This window comes from Agromyces sp. NPDC029043 (genome assembly GCF_055564615.1).
The window spans coordinates 1-16,424 of record NZ_JBVHVX010000001.1 but is presented as its reverse complement, the minus strand read 5'-3'; the positions used below and the strand labels follow the sequence as shown (position 1 = coordinate 16,424).

Genomic DNA, 16,424 nt, shown 5'->3' with positions numbered 1-16,424 from the left:
CGTTCTTCGTGTCCGAGCCCCTGCAGATCACCGAACCGGCCGTCGAGGCCGCCGTCGAGGCGGCGCTCGCGGCCATCGCCGCGGCCGGCGACTCCGCCGCGCTGAAGGCCGTGCGCGCCGAGCACACCGGCGAGAAGTCGACCCTCGCGCGGCTCAACGCGTCGCTGCGCAGCGTGCCGAACGACCAGAAGGCCGCCCTCGGCAAACTCGTCGGTTCCGCCCGCGGTCGAGTCACCCAGGCGTTCGCGGCGCGTGAGGCCGAGATCGTCGCCGCCGAGGCCGAGGCGCAGCTCGCCGCCGAGGCCGTGGACGTCACGGCGCTGCCGTCGCGCTTCACGCCCGGCGCGCGCCATCCGCTCGCCCTGCTGCAGGACAGGGTGTGCGACGTGTTCACCGGCATGGGCTGGGAGATCGCGGAGGGCCCTGAGGTCGAGAGCGAGTGGTTCAACTTCGACGCCCTGAACTTCGACGCCGACCACCCGGCCCGGGCGATGCAGGACACGTTCTTCGTCGACCCGCCCGAGTCGCACCTCGTGCTGCGCACGCACACGAGCCCGGTCCAGGTGCGCTCGATGCTCGAGCGGGAGGTGCCGATCTACGTGCTCGCACCCGGGCGCGTGTACCGCACCGACGAGTTCGACGCGACGCACCTGCCCGTGTTCATGCAGTTCGAGGGCCTCGCCGTCGACAAGGGCCTCACGATGGCGCACCTCAAGGGCACGCTCGACCACTTCGTGAAGTCGATCTTCGGCGACGACGCCAAGGTGCGCCTGCGCCCCAGCTTCTTCCCGTTCACCGAGCCGTCGGCCGAGCTCGACTTCTGGCACCCCACCTTCAAGGGCGGCGCGCGCTGGATCGAGTGGGGCGGCTGCGGCATGGTGCATCCCAACGTGCTTCGTGCGGCGGGCATCGACCCCGAGGAGTACACCGGGTTCGCGTTCGGCATGGGCATCGAGCGCGGGCTCATGCTCCGCAACGACGTCCAGGACATGCGCGACATGGCCGAGGGCGACATCCGCTTCTCCCAGCAGTTCGGAATGGTGGTCTAGAGATATGCGAGTGCCCCTGAGCTGGCTCGCCGAGTACGTCGACCTGCCCCCGGGCACCTCCCTCGAGGAGGTGCACGCCGCACTCGTGCGCGTCGGCCTCGAGGAGGAGGACGTCCACACGTTCGACCTCGAGGGCCCCATCGTCGTGGGCGAGGTCCTCGAGTTCGTCGAGGAGCCGCAGTCCAACGGGAAGACCATCCGCTGGTGCCAGGTCCGCGTCGCGCCCGAGGGCGAGACGGCGGCCGACGGCGGCGACGCCGTGCACGGCATCGTCTGCGGCGCCCGCAACTTCTTCGTGGGCGACAAGGTCGTGGTGACGCTGCCGGGCGCCGTGCTGCCGGGGCCGTTCCCCATCGCCGCGCGCAAGACCTACGGCCACGTCTCCGACGGCATGATCGCCTCCGCGCGCGAACTCGGACTGGGGGAGGACCACGAGGGCATCCTCCGGCTGTCGACGCTCGGCATCGACGCCCCCATCGGCACCGACGCGATCGCGCTCCTCGGACTCGACGACGCCGCCGTCGAGATCAACGTCACGCCCGACCGCGGCTACGCGTTCTCGATCCGCGGCGTCGCCCGCGAGTACGCCCACGCGACCGGTGCGGTGTTCCGCGACCCGGCCGGGCAGGTGCCGGCGGCGGATGCCACGGCCGACGCGTTCCCCGTCGACGTCCGCGACGAGGAGCCCATCCGGGGTCGCGTCGGCGCGAGCGTGTTCGCGACGCGCATCGTGCGCGACATCGACCCCACGCGCCCGACGCCGGCGTGGATGATCGCGCGACTGAAGCTCGCCGGCATCCGCTCGCTCTCGCTGCCCGTCGACATCACGAACTACGTGATGCTCGAGCTCGGCCAGCCCATCCACGGGTACGACCTCGACGCGCTGCAGGGCGGCATCGTCGTGCGCCGCGCCCGGCCGGGCGAGACGCTCGAGACGCTCGACGGCAAGGTCCGGTCGCTGCATCCCGAAGACCTCCTGATCACCGACGACCGCGGCGCGATCGGCCTCGCGGGCGTCATGGGCGGTGCCACGACCGAGATCGGCGAGGCCACCCGCAACGTGCTCATCGAGGCCGCGAACTTCGACCCGGTCTCGATCGCGCGCACGGCCCGCCGGCACAAGCTGCCGAGCGAGGCGTCCAAGCGCTTCGAGCGCGGCGTGGATCCCGCGATCGCCGGAGCGGCCGCGTCGCGCGTCGCGCAACTGCTCGTCGACCTCGCCGGCGGCACGGCCGATGCGGGCGGCTCCCTCATCCACGAGGCGCCCGAGCGCGAGGCGATCCTGCTCCCCGACGGGTACGTGGCCGAGCTCATCGGCGTCGAGTACACCGACGACGAGGTGCACGACGCCCTCGCAGAGGTCGGCGGCCGCGTCGCACGGGTCGACGGCGGGCTCGAGGTCGTGCCGCCCACCTGGCGCCCCGACCTGACCGCGAAGGCCGACCTGGCCGAGGAGGTCGCACGACTGCTCGGCTACGACCGGATCCCGTCGGTACTGCCGGTGGCCCCGCCCGGACGCGGGCTGACCCGCTCGCAGCGCGTGCGACGGGTCGTCGCCGACGCGCTCGCGGCCGCGGGGGCGACCGAGGTGCTCGCGTTCCCGTTCGTCACCGAAGCCGAGAACGCGCAGTACGGCTCGGTCGACGGTTCGCCCGTCGCGAGCGTGAAGCTCGCGAACGCGCTCGACGCGTCGACGCCGTTCCTTCGCCGCTCGTTGCTGCCCGGCCTGATCGGCGTCGCGCGCCGCAACGTGTCGCGGGGGCTGACCGATCTCGACGTGTTCGAGCTCGGGCTCGTGTTCCTGCCCGAGACGGGCCGCACCTACGGGAGCGCGGAACTGCCCATCGGCTGGGAGCGCCCGAGCGAGGCCGTGCTCCGCGAGTTGAACGCCGGCATCCCCGTGCAGCCGCGCCACGTCGGCGTGCTGCTCACGGGCGACCTGCGACCGAAGCAGCCCGGCCGCGCCGCCGAGCCGGCCGGCATCGCCGACGCGCTCGACGCGGTGCGTCGCATCGCGCACGCCGCCGGCGCCGATGTCGAGTTCGCCCAGGGCCGGCACCAGGCGCTGCACCCCGGTCGCACCGCCGAGGTGCGGGTCGCCGGCCGGGTCGTCGGATACGCGGGCGAGCTGCACCCGGCGCTCACCGCCGAGGCCGACCTGCCGCGCGTCGTCGCGGTCGCCGAGGTCGACCTCGACGCGATCCTCGCGTTGACCGATCCGTCGGTGGAGGCGCGCCCGATCGGCACGCTGCCGGCCGCGACGCAGGACCTCTCGCTCGTCGTCGCCGCCGACGTGCCCGCCGCGCGCGTCGCCGATGCGGTGCGCGAGGGCGCGGGCGACCTGCTCGAGGGCCTGCACCTCGTCGACGACTACCGCGGCCAAGGCGTGCCCGAGGGCGCCAAGAGCCTGACGTTCGCACTGCGCTTCCGCGCCGCCGATCGCACGCTCACCGCGGCCGAGGCGAGCGAGGCCAAGCTCGCGGGGGCCGCGCTGGCCGCCGAGCGCACCGGGGCGGCGATCCGCGAGTAGCGCCATCCGGGGCTGTCGCCGCATCGCGTGCGGCGGTACCGTGAGACATGGCCGAAGCGAAGACCCTTCCGACGGGGGCGTCGGTGTCCGAGTTCCTCGAGTCGGTCGAACCCGCGGGCCGCAGGGCCGACGGCTTCGAGCTGCGCGAGCTCTTCGACCGCGTGACCGACACCGACGCGGTCATGTGGGGCCCGTCGATCGTCGGGTACGGGCTGCACCACTATCGCTACGAGTCGGGCCGTGAGGGCGACTGGATGGTCGTCGGGTTCTCGCCGCGGAAGGCCTCGGTGTCGCTGTACGGGCTGCAGACCCCGGGCGCCGAGGAGCTGATCGATCGACTCGGCAAGGTGAAGGTCGGGGTCGGATGCCTCTGGATCGGCCGGCTCGACACGATCGACCGGCACGTGCTCGAGTCGCTCGTCGACCGTGCGTGGGTGCGAACGCGCGGCGACGACGTCTGAGTCGCGTCCTCCCGCGTCGTCCCGGTTTGCGAGTCGTCCTCACCGCTCGATAGGGTCGCTGCATGTCCACCGTCCGGCTCGAGCGCCCCGCACGCGTCACGCGTGCCGTCGTGGTGCGCGGCCGACGTCGGGGCGAGCGCCGAATCCAGGCGACTCCCGCGGCGGCCTGAGCCTGCCGTCCTGGGCGTCGCCGGAGCCGACTCACTCGACCCTTCAGCCCATAAGGTGGAATCCATGACGTTCACCGTCGCCGTGTCCGGCGCGTCCGGCTATGCGGGTGGGGAGCTGCTGCGCCTCCTCGCCGATCACCCCGAGTTCGAGGTGCGCACCGTCACCGCGCACTCGAACGCCGGCCAGCCGCTCACCGCGGTGCAGCCGCACCTTCGCAGCTACACGCACCTCACGCTCAAGGAGACGTCCGCCGAGACGCTCGCCGGGCACGACGTGGTCTTCCTCGCCCTGCCGCACGGAGCATCGGGCGCCATCGCGGCCGAGCTCGGCCACGACACGCTCGTCGTCGACTGCGGCGCCGATCACCGCCTCGAGTCCCGCGACGACTGGGCGGCGTTCTACGGCGGCGACTTCCACGGCACGTGGGAGTACGGCGTTCCCGAACTGCCCCGGCTGTCGGGCACGCAGCGCACGCGCCTGGCGTCGACCCGTCGTATCGCCGCACCGGGATGCAACGCCTCGACCGTGGCGCTCTCGCTCGCGCCCGGCATCCGCGCCGGTGTGATCGAGGACCGCGACCTCGTCTCCGTCCTCGCGGTCGGCCCCTCTGGCGCGGGCCGGGCGCTCAAGGCGCACCTGCTCGGCTCCGAGATCCTCGGCTCGACGAACCCGTATGCCGTCGGCGGCACGCACCGCCACATCCCCGAGATCCAGCAGTCACTGCGGTGGGCGGGCGCGGCCTCGCCGACGATCTCGTTCACGCCCACGATCGTGCCGATGGCGCGGGGCATCCTCGCCACCTCCACCGCCCGAGTCGTGCCCGGCACCGATCCGGCCGCGATCCGGGCCGCCTGGGAGGATGCGTACGCCGGCGAGCACTTCGTGCAGGTGCTGCCCGAGGGGCAGTTCCCGCGCACGGCCGACGTGCTCGGCGCCAACACCGCGTTGATGGGACTCGCGGTCGACGCCGCGGCCGGCCGCGTGGTCGTCGTCGCCGCGGTCGACAACCTGGTCAAGGGCACCGCGGGCGCTGCGATCCAATCGGCGAACATCGCGCTCGGCCTCGCCGAGGCGACCGGCCTCCCCGTGAACGGGGTGGCCCCGTGACCGTCACCGCGGCAGCCGGCTTCGAGGCCGCGGGCATCGCGGCGGGCATCAAGCGCACGGGCGCGCTCGACCTCGCGCTCGTCGTCAACCGCGGGCCCCGGCAGCACGCGGCCGCCGTGTTCACCTCCAACCGCGCCAAGGCCAACCCCATCCTGTGGTCGCAGCAGGTCATCCAGGACGGCACGGTCTCGGCGATCGTGCTGAACTCGGGCGGAGCGAACTGCTTCACCGGCTCCGAGGGGTTCCAGGTGACCCACCGCACGGCCGAGGCCGCCGCATCCGCCCTGCACGTCTCGGCCGGCGACGTGCTCGTCTGCTCGACCGGCCTCATCGGCGACCAGCTCGACGGCGAGGTGCTGGAGGAGGGCGTGCTCTCCGCGGCGAACCGACTCACGGCCGACGACGCGTCGGGTGCCGACGCGGCGCGCGCGATCATGACGACCGACTCCAAGCCGAAGACCACGTTGGTCGAGGTCGACGGATGGCGCATCGGCGGCATGGCGAAGGGTGCGGGCATGCTCGCGCCGGGCCTCGCGACGATGCTCGTCGTGCTCACGACCGATGCCGACCTCGCCCCCGCCGAGCTCGACGCCGCGCTGCGCCGGGCAACCCACGTCACCTTCGACCGGCTGGATTCCGACGGCTGCATGTCGACGAACGACCAGGTCACGCTCCTGGCCTCGGGCGCATCGGGCGTGGTGCCCGACGCGGCGACGTTCACCGAGGCGCTCACGACCGCATGCCGCGACCTCGCGCTGCAGCTGCAGGCCGATGCCGAGGGCGCGAGCCACGACATCGCGATCGAGGTGCGAGGCGCCGTCACCGAAGACGACGCGGTCGAGGTCGGCCGGTCGGTGGCCCGCAACAACCTCTTCAAGGCGGCGATCTTCGGCAACGATCCCAACTGGGGTCGCGTGCTCGCGGCGATCGGCACCACGTCGGCGCCGTTCGATCCGTACCTCGTCGACGTCACGATGAACGGCGTGCGCGTCTGCCACGCGGGCCGGCCCGACCGTCCGCGCGACGAGGTCGACCTCGCGCCCCGCTCGACGCACGTGCTCGTCGAACTGCACGCGGGCGAGGCATCCGCGACCATCTGGACCAACGACCTCACGCACGACTACGTGCACGAGAACAGCGCGTACTCGAGCTGATGATGGGCGAGGAGCAGATGACCCACGACGGCGACGCCAGGACGGATGCCGCCGCCGCCGCGCGCAAGGCCGAGACGCTCATCGAATCGCTCCCATGGCTGAAGCGCTTCCACGGCGAGATCATCGTCGTGAAGTTCGGCGGCAACGCGATGGTGAGCCCCGAGCTGCAGCGCGCGTTCGCCGAGGACATGGTGTACCTCCGGTACGCCGGCATCCGGCCGGTCGTGGTGCACGGCGGCGGCCCGCAGATCTCGTCGATGCTCGAGCGGCTCGGCATCCCGAGCGAGTTCCGCGGCGGCTACCGGGTCACCACCCCCGAGACCATGGACGTGGTCCGGATGGTGCTGTCAGGGCAGGTCAACCGCGAGCTCGTGAGCCTCATCAACGAGCACGGGCCGCTCGCGGCCGGGCTCTCCGGCGAGGATGCGGGACTGTTCCGCGGCCGCCGCCGGGGCGCGATCGTCGACGGCGAGGAGGTCGACCTCGGGCTCGTCGGCGACGTCGTCGAGGTCGACCCCGAGGCCGTGTTCGCGCAGCTCGAGGCCCGCCGCATCCCCGTGGTGTCCTCGATCGCGCCCGACCTCGACGAGCGCGGGCAGTCGCTCAACGTGAACGCCGACTCGGCGGCCGCGTCGCTCGCGGTCGCGCTGGGCGCCGCGAAGCTCGTGATCCTCACCGACGTCGCGGGCCTCTACCGCGACTGGCCGAACCGCGACTCCCTCGTCTCCGAGATCGCCGTGCCCGAGCTCGAGGCCCTGCTGCCCTCGCTGGAGTCCGGCATGATCCCGAAGATGGCGGCGTGCCTCGAGGCCGTGGCGGGCGGCGTGCCGAAGGCCGCGATCATCGACGGCCGCGTACCGCACTCGATCCTCCTCGAGATCTTCACCCGCCAGGGGATCGGCACCGAGGTCGTGCCGGCGGGCGCGGCGACGGCGACCGCCGCGACCGCGTCGGAGGTGATCGCATGAGCGACTGGCGCGACCGGTTCGAGCACCGCATGATGCGCACGCTCGGGATGCCCCTGCTCAAGCTCGTCCGCGGTGAGGGCGCGTGGGTCGAGGATGACGAGGGCAAGCGGTACCTCGACTTCCTGGCGGGCATCGCCGTCAACTCGCTGGGCCACGCGCACCCGGTCTTCGTCGAGGCGGTCTCGCGCCAGGCCGCGACACTCGCGCACGTCTCGAACTACTTCGCGACCGAGCCGACGCTCGAACTCGCCGACCGCCTCACCCGCCTCACGGGCGCGGGCGACGCCGGTCGCGTGTGGTTCGGCAACTCGGGCGCCGAGGCGAACGAGGCGGCGTTCAAGCTCGCCCGCCTGAACAACTCCGGCGGCGCTCGGACCCGCGTGCTCGCGCTCGTCGACGCGTTCCACGGCCGCACCATGGGCTCGCTCGCGCTCACCGGCAAGCCGGCCATGCGCGATGCGTTCGAGCCGCTGCCCGGGGGCGTCGACCACATCCCGTCGACGATCGAGGCCCTCGAGGCCGAGCTCGACGACGGCGTCGCGGCGCTCGTCATCGAGCCGATCAAGGGCGAGGCGGGCGTCCTCGACCTGCCCGCCGGCTATCTCGACGCCGCGCGGGAGCTGACCCGGCGTCACGGCGCCCTGCTGATCGTCGACGAGATCCAGACCGGTGCCGGCCGGACGGGCGAGTGGTTCGCCTTCCAGCACGACGGCATCGTGCCCGACGCCATCACCGTCGCGAAGGGCATCGGCGGCGGCTTCCCGATCGGCGGTCTCGTCACGTTCGGGCATGCCTCCGAGCTGTTCTCGAAGGGCCAGCACGGTTCGACGTTCGGCGGCAACCCGCTCGCGACGACCGTCTCGAACGCGGTGCTCGGCGAGATCGAACGCGCCGGCCTGGTCGAGAACGCCGCCCGCCGCGGCACCGAGCTGCGCGAACGCGTGCTCGCCCTCGGCTCGCCGCTCGTCGCCGGGGTCCGTGGCAGGGGCCTGCTCGCCGGCGTCGCCCTGACCGAGCCCGCCGCCGCGGCGGTCTCCGCCGCCGCGCTCGACGCCGGCCTCATCGTGAACGCCGCCAACGACGCGACCATCCGCATCGCGCCCCCGCTCACCATCGGCGACGCCGAGCTCGACGAGTTCGAGGCGCGGTTCTCGCGCGCGCTCGAGGCCGTCACCGCCACCGCCGCCCGCTGACTCCACCGACCTCATCGACCCGCCGCGCGCCCACCGCGCGCACGAACGGAGCCCCATGACCCGCCACTTCCTCCGCGACGACGACATCACCCCCGCCGAGCAGGCCGAGATCCTCGACCTCGCCGAGCGACTCAAGGCCGACCGCTGGTCCGAGCAGCCCCTCGCCGGGCCGCAGACCGTCGCGGTCATCTTCGACAAGTCGTCCACGCGCACGCGCGTCTCGTTCGCGGTCGGGATCGCCGACCTCGGCGGGTCGCCGCTCATCATCTCGACCGCGTCGAGCCAGCTCGGCGGGAAGGAGACGCCCTCCGACACCGCCCGCGTGCTCGAGCGGATGGTGTCGGCGATCGTCTGGCGCACGTACGCGCAGTCCGGCCTCGACGAGATGGCGGCCGGAACCACCGTCCCCGTCGTCAACGCGCTCTCCGACGACTTCCATCCCTGCCAGCTGCTCGCCGACCTGCTGACGATCCGCGAGCACAAGGGCCGGCTCGCGGGCCTCACCGTGGCGTTCCTCGGCGACGGCGCGTCGAACATGGCGCAGTCGTACGTGCTGGCCGGGGCGACCGCCGGCATGCACGTGCGGGTCGCCTCACCCGAGGAGTTCTCGCCCGCGGCATCCGTCGTCGCCGATGCCGACCGCATCGCCGCCGGCACCGGGGGATCGGTCGCGCTCTACACCGATCCGGCCGAGGCCGCGGCCGGCGCCGACGTGATCGTCACCGACACGTGGGTGTCGATGGGCAAGGAGGACGAGAAGGCGCACCGCGTCGCCACGTTCGGCGCGTACAAGGTCGACGACGAGCTGATGGCGCTGGCCAAGGCCGATGCGGTCTTCATGCACTGCCTGCCCGCCGACCGCGGATACGAGGTGACGGCCGAGGTCATCGACGGCCCGCGCTCGATCATCTGGGACGAGGCGGAGAACCGGCTGCACGCGCAGAAGGCGCTGCTCGTGTGGCTCCTCGCCAGGAAGGACGCGTGAGCATGACCGACGAGAACGGCGCGCACGGCACCAACGAGGGTTCGCTCTGGGGCGCCCGCTTCGCCGGCGGCCCGTCGCCCGAGCTGCAGCGGCTGTCGAAGTCGACCCACTTCGACTGGCAGCTCGCCCCCTACGACCTGGCGGGCTCGCGCGCGCACGCCCGCGCGCTCGCCGCGGCCGGCTACCTGGAGCCGGCCGAGCTCGACCGGATGCTGACCGGGCTCGACGCACTCGAGGCCCGGGTGCTCGCCGGCGACCTCGTCGCCGCCGAGGCCGACGAGGACGTCCACGGCGCGCTCGAGGCCGCGCTCATCGACGAGGTCGGCGCCGAACTGGGCGGCAAGCTCCGTGCAGGACGAAGCCGGAACGACCAGATCGCCACGCTCGTCCGCCTCTACCTCAAGGACCACGCCGCGACCATCGGCCGCCAGGTGGTCCACCTCATCGACGCGCTCGCCGCGCAGGCCGAACAGCACCGCGGCGCGATCATGCCGGGGCGCACGCACCTGCAGCACGCCCAGCCCGTCCTGCTCGCGCACCACCTGCTCGCACACGGCTGGGCGCTCTCGCGCGACCTCGAGCGGCTCATCGACTGGCTCCGGCGAGCGGATGTCTCGCCCTACGGCGGCGGGGCGCTCGCCGGGTCGACGCTCGGGCTCGACGCGGCATCCGTCGCCCGCGACCTCGGTCTGGCGGCGCCCGCCGAGAACTCGATCGACGGCACCGCGAGTCGCGACGTGGTCGCGGAGTTCGCGTTCGTGGCGGCGATGATCGGCATCGACCTGTCGCGCATCTCCGAGGAGGTCATCCTCTGGAACACGCGCGAGTTCGGCTTCGTCACACTCGACGACGCCTACTCGACGGGGTCGTCGATCATGCCGCAGAAGAAGAACCCCGACATCGCCGAGCTGGCGCGGGGCAAGTCGGGGCGGCTCATCGGCAACCTCACGGGCCTGCTCGCCACGCTCAAGGCGCTCCCGCTCGCATACAACCGCGACCTGCAGGAGGACAAGGAGCCCGTCTTCGACTCGGTCGAGACGCTCGAGGTGCTGCTCCCGGCGTTCACGGGCATGATCGAGACCCTGACGTTCCACACCGATCGCATGGCCGAGCTCGCGCCGGCCGGCTTCTCGCTGGCGACCGACGTCGCGGAGTGGCTCGTGAAGCGCCGCGTGCCGTTCCGCGACGCGCACGAGATCACGGGGGCGCTCGTCCGCCATGCCGAAGAGCACTCGCTCGACCTGCACGAGGTCGACGACGCCGCGCTCGCCGCGATCTCACCGCACCTCACACCCGACGTGCGGGCGGTGCTCACGATCGAGGGGTCCGTCGCGAGCCGCGACGGCATCGGCGGCACGGCGCCCGAGCGCGTCGACGCGCAGTTCGCGGCGCTCGCCGACCGCGTGCGGCACCTCGTGCACGGCCTTCCTGGGGGCGACGACTGAGCCACGACGACGTGACGACGGGCGAGCGGATGGCGCGCGGCGCCGGTCCGGCCGCGGGCGCTGCGCATGGCGCGGCGCTCGTGCGCCCGGATCAAGACTGGTTCCTCCGCGACTCGGTGGAGCTCGCGCCGCTGCTGCTCGGCGCCGTGCTCGGCTACGAGTCGCCCGAGGGGCGGGTCGCCGTGCGCCTCTCGGAGGTCGAGGCCTACCGCGGCGTGGGCGTCGACCCGGGCTCGCACGCGTTCCGAGGGCGCACGGCGCGCAACGAGGTCATGTTCGGCGAGGGCGGGCACCTGTACGCGTACTTCACGTACGGCATGCACACGTGCCTCAACATCGTCGCCGACGAGGCCGGGACCTCGGGTGGCGTGCTGCTGCGCGGCGGCACCATCGTCGAGGGCGCCGGCCTGGCGCGGGCGCGCCGGCCGCGGTCGGCGGAACGCGATCTCGCGCGCGGGCCGGCGCGGCTCGCGCAGGCGCTCGGGGTGCCCCTGGCGCGCAACGGCAGCGACCTGCTGGCGCCGCCGTTCGACCTCGTCGTGCCCCGGCAACCCGTGCCGCACCTGACCGGCCCCCGCACCGGCATCGCCGGCGCGGGCGGGGCGGTCGCGTACCCGTGGCGGTTCTGGATCCCCGGCGACCCCGGGGTCTCGGCGTACCGGCGCCATCCGAAGTCGCACTGACCTGCTCGTCGACGACGGCGCGGTCCGGGAAGCGGGCCCGGCTCAGCGGATCGCGAGGTGCACCGCGAGCGCCGCGGCGCACGCCCACGTGAGGCTCGCGAACGTGCCGATGATGAAGCGCTCGCGTGCCTCGGGCGCCTCGAGCTCGGTGAACCGGCCGACGCCCTTCACGGCGACGACGATCGCCAGCCCCTCGGGGAAGCCCGCGATGATGGAGCCTGCCGCACCGATTCGCTCGAGCACGCCGATGATGAGACCGCCGCGCAGGACCTCGCGCCTGGGCGGGAGGATGCCGGGCTCCCGCGGTTCGTCGGAGCGCACGGCCACCAGGATGCCGCCGTGGGCACCGGGTGCGGCGCTGCCGCCCATCGCGAGCTGTAGTGCGGTCGCCGCGGCGGGGCTGCCGCCGAATACGGCGACGGTGATACCGAGGAGGGCGATCAGCGGCGCCGCGACGGGTGGGGCGTCGGCGTGCGCCGTCGAGCCGGCGACCAGCGCCACGACGACCGCACCGCCGGCCACGTACAGGTACGGCGGCCGAGGTCGGTGGTACGCCAGCGCGGAGAACACCGCCGCGATCGCGAGCGAACCCACGATCACGATCCATCCGAGCGCCGACATCGCGTCGTCGAGGTTCACATGGGCCTCCGCTTCTCCGGGGTGGGTCCGAGATGCCCGGGGGGCAGGTTCGGGTCGTCGACCGAGCCTAGCGACCGCCGCGGTCATCGTCGCGGCGGTCGTCGGCGCGCGTCGCGGTCGTGTCCTCCGCCGCGTCCGTGCCATCCGGCGCATCCGTCTCCTCCGATGTCGAGACGGCGCTCGTCGCGCGGTCGAGCTCGGCGAGGAGGCGGACGAGGCCCCGCCGTGCCTCGTCGTCGACCGACCAGACGGCCGCCTTGAGGCGCTGGCTGACGGCGGCGTCGGAGATGCCGAGGCGCTCGGCCGCGCGCTTCTGGCTGCCGACCTCGCGCACGAGGTCGATCGCCTCCCACCCCTGCCGGCTGCGGCGGTCGCGCACGAGCAGGAGCAGCCGGATCAGCGGCTCGAGCTCGGCGGCGCCGAGCGGCGCGCCGGCGTGATCGGCGACCTCCGTGGAAGCGCTCGCGCGAAGGGCGAAGCGGCCGTCGGCGCGCTTGGCGGCGTCGACGGCCTCGCGCGCCGCGATGAACGCCCCGCCCGTGGCCTTGCGAACGGCGTCGGGCAGGGGAGTCCGGACGTCGCCCACGCCGAGGCCCACGCTCCAGTGCCCGTCGCGGCCGAGCACGAGCGCGACATCGAGGGCCGTGCCGGCATGGTCGGTGAGGAGCTGCAGCTCATCTCCCGCCGTCTGGTCGACCGGCAGCCGCAGCCGCGGGCCGAAGCGCCCCTGCAGCTCGCGCTGCATCGATGACGAGCGGTCGATGTCGGTCCGGCTGCCGACCTGGTCGGCGGTGATCACGAACATGGCGCCTCCCTTGGATAAGGTAGCATCCTTGGACAGGTCGATTCAAGGCTCATAGCTTGATCTGTTCATCCGAAGGTACCGGACTTGACCGGGGCGACCCCAGGCCCGCTGATAGCCTTGCTGTCGTGTCCGACCCCGCGATCCTCGCCACGCAGCAGAACGACCCGACGTTCGACGACATCTGGGAGGAGCTCCGCTGGCGCGGGCTCGTCCATGTCTCGACCGACGAGGCCGCGCTCAAGCGGCTCCTGGCCGGCGACCCGATCACCTACTACTGCGGCTTCGACCCCACGGCGGCCAGCCTGCACCTGGGCAATCTCGTGCAGATCCTCACGCTCCGCCGGCTCCAGCTCGCCGGACACAAGCCGCTCGGGCTCGTCGGCGGTTCGACGGGCCTCATCGGCGACCCGCGGCCCACCGCGGAGCGCACGCTCAACACCAAGGAGACCGTCGCCGAGTGGGTCGAGCGACTACGCGCCCAGATCAGCCGCTTCCTCTCCGCCGAGGGCGAGAACGCCGTCCGAATGGTGAACAACCTCGATTGGACGGCCGGCCTCTCGGCCATCGACTTCCTCCGCGACATCGGCAAGCACTACCGCGTCGGCACCATGCTGAAGAAGGATGCCGTCGCCTCGCGCCTGAACTCCGAGGCGGGCATCAGCTACACCGAGTTCAGCTACCAGATCCTGCAGGGCTTCGACTACCTCGAGCTCCACCGGCAGTACGACTGCGTGCTGCAGACGGGCGGCAGCGACCAGTGGGGCAACCTCACGAGCGGCACCGATCTCATCCACCGCGTCGAGGGCGTGCACGTGCACGCCATCGGCACGCCGCTGATCACGAACTCCGACGGCACCAAGTTCGGCAAGAGCGAGGGCAACGCGATCTGGCTCGACGCCGAGATGTGCAGCCCGTACCGCTTCTATCAGTTCTGGCTCAACACCGACGATGCCGACGTGATCGACCGCCTCAAGGTGTTCACCTTCCTCACGCGCGAGCGGATCGACGAGCTCGCCGAGAAGGTCGAGACCGAGCCGTTCCGTCGTGAGGCGCAGCGCGTGCTCGCGCACGAGGTGACGACCCTCGTGCATGGGGCGGAAGCGACGGCCGCCGTCGTCGCGGCGTCCCAGGCGCTGTTCGGGCAGGGCGAGCTCGCGGGCCTCGACCCCTCCACACTCGAGGCCGCGCTTCGCGAGCTCCCGAACACCGACGCCGAACCCGGAGTACCGATCGCACAGCTGCTGGTCGATACCGGGCTCGTCTCGAGCCTCAGCGAGGGGCGTCGCGCGATCGCGCAGGGCGGCGTCTCACTCGACAACGTGCGCGTCGACGACGAGGCCGCGACGATCTCCGATCGCGTCCCCTCGGGCGGCATGGCGGTGCTCCGCCGCGGCAAGAAGACCCTCGCGGGCGTCTTCGTCCGGTAGGCCGCGATGATGCGAGGGGGAGCCGCCGAGCGCCTCCTCGCACGCGTGTGGACCGAGCTCGGGCGCGACCCCGGCGAGCTCGTCGCGCTCGCACCGCTGCCCGAGGTGCCGTTGCCCGCACGCCTCGACGTGTCCGGCCTCGCCGCGGCATCCGTCGCCGCTGCCACCCTCGCCGGGTGGGGCAGAGCGGCCGGCCCGGGTTCGCTGCGCCTCGACGGCGCCCGCATCGCGACGGCGTTCGCGAGCGAGCGCGTCGCCGAGTTCGACGGTCGGGCGCCTGACGCCTGGGCGCCGCTCTCGGGGTTCCGTCGTACGCGTGACGGCTGGGTTCGCACGCACGGCAACTACCCGCACCACGCCGCCGCCCTGCGGCGCGTGCTCGGGCTGTCGGCGACGGATGCCGCGGTGCCGGCGCGCGTCGACGATGCCGTGGCCCGGTGGGATGCCGCGGCGCTCGCGCAGGCCGTCACTGCGGCGGGCGGCATGTGCGTCGTGGTCGCGCCCGAGGATCCCGCCGTCGACGCGCGCCTGGTCGCGACGCCGCTCGTCGAGGTGACGCGGCGGGCGGATGCGGCGGCGCCGTCGCGCACGCCCGCCGCGGCGTCCGGGCTTCCGCTCGTCGGCGTCCGCGTGCTCGACCTCACGCGCGTGATCGCCGGGCCCGTCGCCACGCGCACGCTGGCCCTGCTCGGCGCCGACGTACTGCGCATCGATCCCCCGAAACCGCCCGAGATCGGATGGCAGCACCTCGACACGGGGCCGGGCAAGCGCTCCGCAGTCCTCGACCTGCGGGTGGTCGACGATGCCGCGCGGTTCAACGCGCTGCTCGGCACGGCCGATGCGGTGGTGCTCGGCTACCGGCCGAGCGCCCTGCGGCGGCTCGGCCTCGAGCCCGCGGCACTGCTCAGCCACCATCCCGGCCTCGTCGTCGCGCAGCTCTCGGCGTGGGGCTTCGACGACGACGCCGTCGAGCGCGGGGGATTCGACAGCCTCGTGCAGGCGGCGAGCGGGATCGCGCTCATCGAAGGCGCGCCCGATGCGCCCGGCGCGCTGCCGGCGCAGGCGCTCGACCACGCGACGGGATACCTGCTCGCGGCGGCGGTCGCGACGATGCTCCAGCGGCGACGTGACGAGGGCGGATCCTGGGTCGCGCGGATGTCGCTGCGCCGGACGGCCGCGGAACTGCTCGCGATGCCGCGGCTCGCCGAGCCCGCGCCGGCGGGGCTGGATGGCCCTGCCCGTGCCGCTCACGCGAGCACCCTGGTCGGACCGGGCGGGAAGCAGCGGATCGCGCTTCCCGCGATCGCCTCGCCGGAGGGTCCGATGACGTGGCGCGAGGCCCCGCACCCGTGGGGCTCCGATCCGCCCAGATGGGCGGAATGACGGGCGACACGCCCGGGATGCAGGGCTGAGTTGCGGGAGGTCACGGATCTCCGTAAAGTATTCATTCGTTGCCCCACAGGAGCGAGAGAAGCGAAAGAGCTTCTCCTCCTCAAGCGGCACGATCCCGAACCTCCACGATCTCGATCGTCCAGGTTCGAAGCGTCCGGCACGGTCCCCTCGAGGATCACCGGATGAAGAACGAAACAGTCTCGGCTGATCGGCTCGCCTCAGGCGACCGTGACCCGGGTGCGTCCGTTTCTTGAGAACTCAACAGCGTGCACTATGTTCAATGCCAATTTTTTGAACCCCGGCCTCGTCTTCGGATGGGGTGGGTTTCCTTTGATTGATGGACAATTTGATTTTCGAGTCAGTTGTTTCTCTGTCAGTGATTTGAACTCCCTGATGCCTTCGGGTGTTGGGAACC

The 16,424-nt window shown here is 72.6% G+C and carries 15 protein-coding genes; 13 read left to right on the top strand and 2 right to left on the bottom strand.

The genetic code is table 11. The features are described 5' to 3' along the window. The first annotated feature begins 8 nt into the window (after nt 1–8). From pheS to ACZ4TW_RS00030, 10 genes are all read left to right on the top strand, one after another. Nucleotides 9–1,049, top strand: a complete 1,041-nt coding sequence (pheS, locus tag ACZ4TW_RS00075) for a phenylalanine--tRNA ligase subunit alpha (RefSeq protein WP_465538955.1) — start codon at nt 9–11, stop codon at nt 1,047–1,049. A 4-nt stretch (nt 1,050–1,053) separates the two neighbouring features. Beyond that, nucleotides 1,054–3,579 carry a phenylalanine--tRNA ligase subunit beta gene (pheT, locus tag ACZ4TW_RS00070; protein WP_465538953.1) on the top strand — a complete coding sequence of 842 codons (2,526 nt, stop codon included), beginning with the start codon at nt 1,054–1,056 and terminating at the stop codon, nt 3,577–3,579. Nucleotides 3,580–3,626: 47 nt separating this feature from the next. After that, complete coding sequence (locus tag ACZ4TW_RS00065) at nt 3,627–4,040, top strand: DUF1801 domain-containing protein (RefSeq protein WP_465538951.1); 414 nt, start codon at nt 3,627–3,629, stop codon at nt 4,038–4,040. Between the two features lie 234 nt (nt 4,041–4,274). Next, a complete protein-coding gene (gene argC / locus ACZ4TW_RS00060; protein WP_465538949.1) occupies nt 4,275–5,318 on the top strand; it encodes an N-acetyl-gamma-glutamyl-phosphate reductase in 1,044 nt (347 codons plus the stop codon). Further along, the gene (argJ, locus tag ACZ4TW_RS00055) at nt 5,315–6,472 is read left to right on the top strand and encodes a bifunctional glutamate N-acetyltransferase/amino-acid acetyltransferase ArgJ (protein ID WP_465538947.1); all 1,158 of its coding nucleotides are present in this window, start codon (nt 5,315–5,317) and stop codon (nt 6,470–6,472) included. Before argC ends, argJ begins: the two co-directional genes overlap by 4 nt. Before the next feature lie 17 nt (nt 6,473–6,489). Next, a complete protein-coding gene (gene argB, locus ACZ4TW_RS00050) occupies nt 6,490–7,440 on the top strand; it encodes an acetylglutamate kinase (protein WP_465538945.1) in 951 nt (316 codons plus the stop codon). Beyond that, nucleotides 7,437–8,633: an acetylornithine transaminase gene (locus ACZ4TW_RS00045; RefSeq protein WP_465538944.1), complete on the top strand. Its 1,197-nt coding sequence runs from the start codon at nt 7,437–7,439 to the stop codon at nt 8,631–8,633. Before argB ends, ACZ4TW_RS00045 begins: the two co-directional genes overlap by 4 nt. A gap of 55 nt (nt 8,634–8,688) precedes the next feature. Further along, nucleotides 8,689–9,618, top strand: a complete 930-nt coding sequence (gene argF / locus ACZ4TW_RS00040) for an ornithine carbamoyltransferase (protein WP_465538942.1) — start codon at nt 8,689–8,691, stop codon at nt 9,616–9,618. A gap of 2 nt (nt 9,619–9,620) precedes the next feature. Next, nucleotides 9,621–11,063: an argininosuccinate lyase gene (gene argH, locus ACZ4TW_RS00035; protein ID WP_465538940.1), complete on the top strand. Its 1,443-nt coding sequence runs from the start codon at nt 9,621–9,623 to the stop codon at nt 11,061–11,063. Nucleotides 11,064–11,092: 29 nt separating this feature from the next. Further along, nucleotides 11,093–11,746: a DNA-3-methyladenine glycosylase gene (locus tag ACZ4TW_RS00030; RefSeq protein WP_465540217.1), complete on the top strand. Its 654-nt coding sequence runs from the start codon at nt 11,093–11,095 to the stop codon at nt 11,744–11,746. A 42-nt stretch (nt 11,747–11,788) separates the two neighbouring features. Here ACZ4TW_RS00030 and ACZ4TW_RS00025 read toward each other — a convergent pair whose 3' ends face one another. Beyond that, a complete protein-coding gene (locus ACZ4TW_RS00025) occupies nt 11,789–12,385 on the bottom strand; it encodes a hypothetical protein (RefSeq protein ID WP_465538939.1) in 597 nt (198 codons plus the stop codon). Between the two features lie 67 nt (nt 12,386–12,452). After that, the gene (locus tag ACZ4TW_RS00020) at nt 12,453–13,190 is read right to left on the bottom strand and encodes a DNA-binding protein (RefSeq protein WP_465538937.1); all 738 of its coding nucleotides are present in this window, start codon (nt 13,188–13,190) and stop codon (nt 12,453–12,455) included. 125 nt (nt 13,191–13,315) lie between these two features. On the opposite strand from ACZ4TW_RS00020, the gene tyrS reads away from it, so the two are divergent. The 3 genes from tyrS to ACZ4TW_RS00005 form a co-directional block, all read left to right on the top strand. Continuing rightward, the gene (gene tyrS, locus ACZ4TW_RS00015) at nt 13,316–14,617 is read left to right on the top strand and encodes a tyrosine--tRNA ligase (RefSeq protein ID WP_465538935.1); all 1,302 of its coding nucleotides are present in this window, start codon (nt 13,316–13,318) and stop codon (nt 14,615–14,617) included. A 9-nt stretch (nt 14,618–14,626) separates the two neighbouring features. Further along, nucleotides 14,627–16,000, top strand: a complete 1,374-nt coding sequence (locus ACZ4TW_RS00010; protein WP_465538933.1) for a CoA transferase — start codon at nt 14,627–14,629, stop codon at nt 15,998–16,000. A gap of 237 nt (nt 16,001–16,237) precedes the next feature. Further along, nucleotides 16,238–16,424: hypothetical protein (locus ACZ4TW_RS00005; RefSeq protein ID WP_465538931.1), on the top strand; the 187-nt coding region annotated here is incomplete at its 3' end.

Bases quoted from the DNA above. Each gene is read 5' to 3' on its own strand.
- pheT (WP_465538953.1), top strand. From the start codon at position 1,054: ATGCGAGTGCCCCTGAGCTGGCTCGCCGAGTACGTCGACCTGCCCCCG.
- ACZ4TW_RS00030 (WP_465540217.1), top strand. From the start codon at position 11,093: ATGGCGCGCGGCGCCGGTCCGGCCGCGGGCGCTGCGCATGGCGCGGCG.
- ACZ4TW_RS00020 (WP_465538937.1), bottom strand. From the start codon at position 13,190: ATGTTCGTGATCACCGCCGACCAGGTCGGCAGCCGGACCGACATCGAC.
- argC (WP_465538949.1), top strand. From the start codon at position 4,275: ATGACGTTCACCGTCGCCGTGTCCGGCGCGTCCGGCTATGCGGGTGGG.
- argB (WP_465538945.1), top strand. From the start codon at position 6,490: ATGACCCACGACGGCGACGCCAGGACGGATGCCGCCGCCGCCGCGCGC.
- ACZ4TW_RS00045 (WP_465538944.1), top strand. From the start codon at position 7,437: ATGAGCGACTGGCGCGACCGGTTCGAGCACCGCATGATGCGCACGCTC.
- ACZ4TW_RS00010 (WP_465538933.1), top strand. From the start codon at position 14,627: ATGCGAGGGGGAGCCGCCGAGCGCCTCCTCGCACGCGTGTGGACCGAG.
- ACZ4TW_RS00065 (WP_465538951.1), top strand. From the start codon at position 3,627: ATGGCCGAAGCGAAGACCCTTCCGACGGGGGCGTCGGTGTCCGAGTTC.
- argH (WP_465538940.1), top strand. From the start codon at position 9,621: ATGACCGACGAGAACGGCGCGCACGGCACCAACGAGGGTTCGCTCTGG.
- argF (WP_465538942.1), top strand. From the start codon at position 8,689: ATGACCCGCCACTTCCTCCGCGACGACGACATCACCCCCGCCGAGCAG.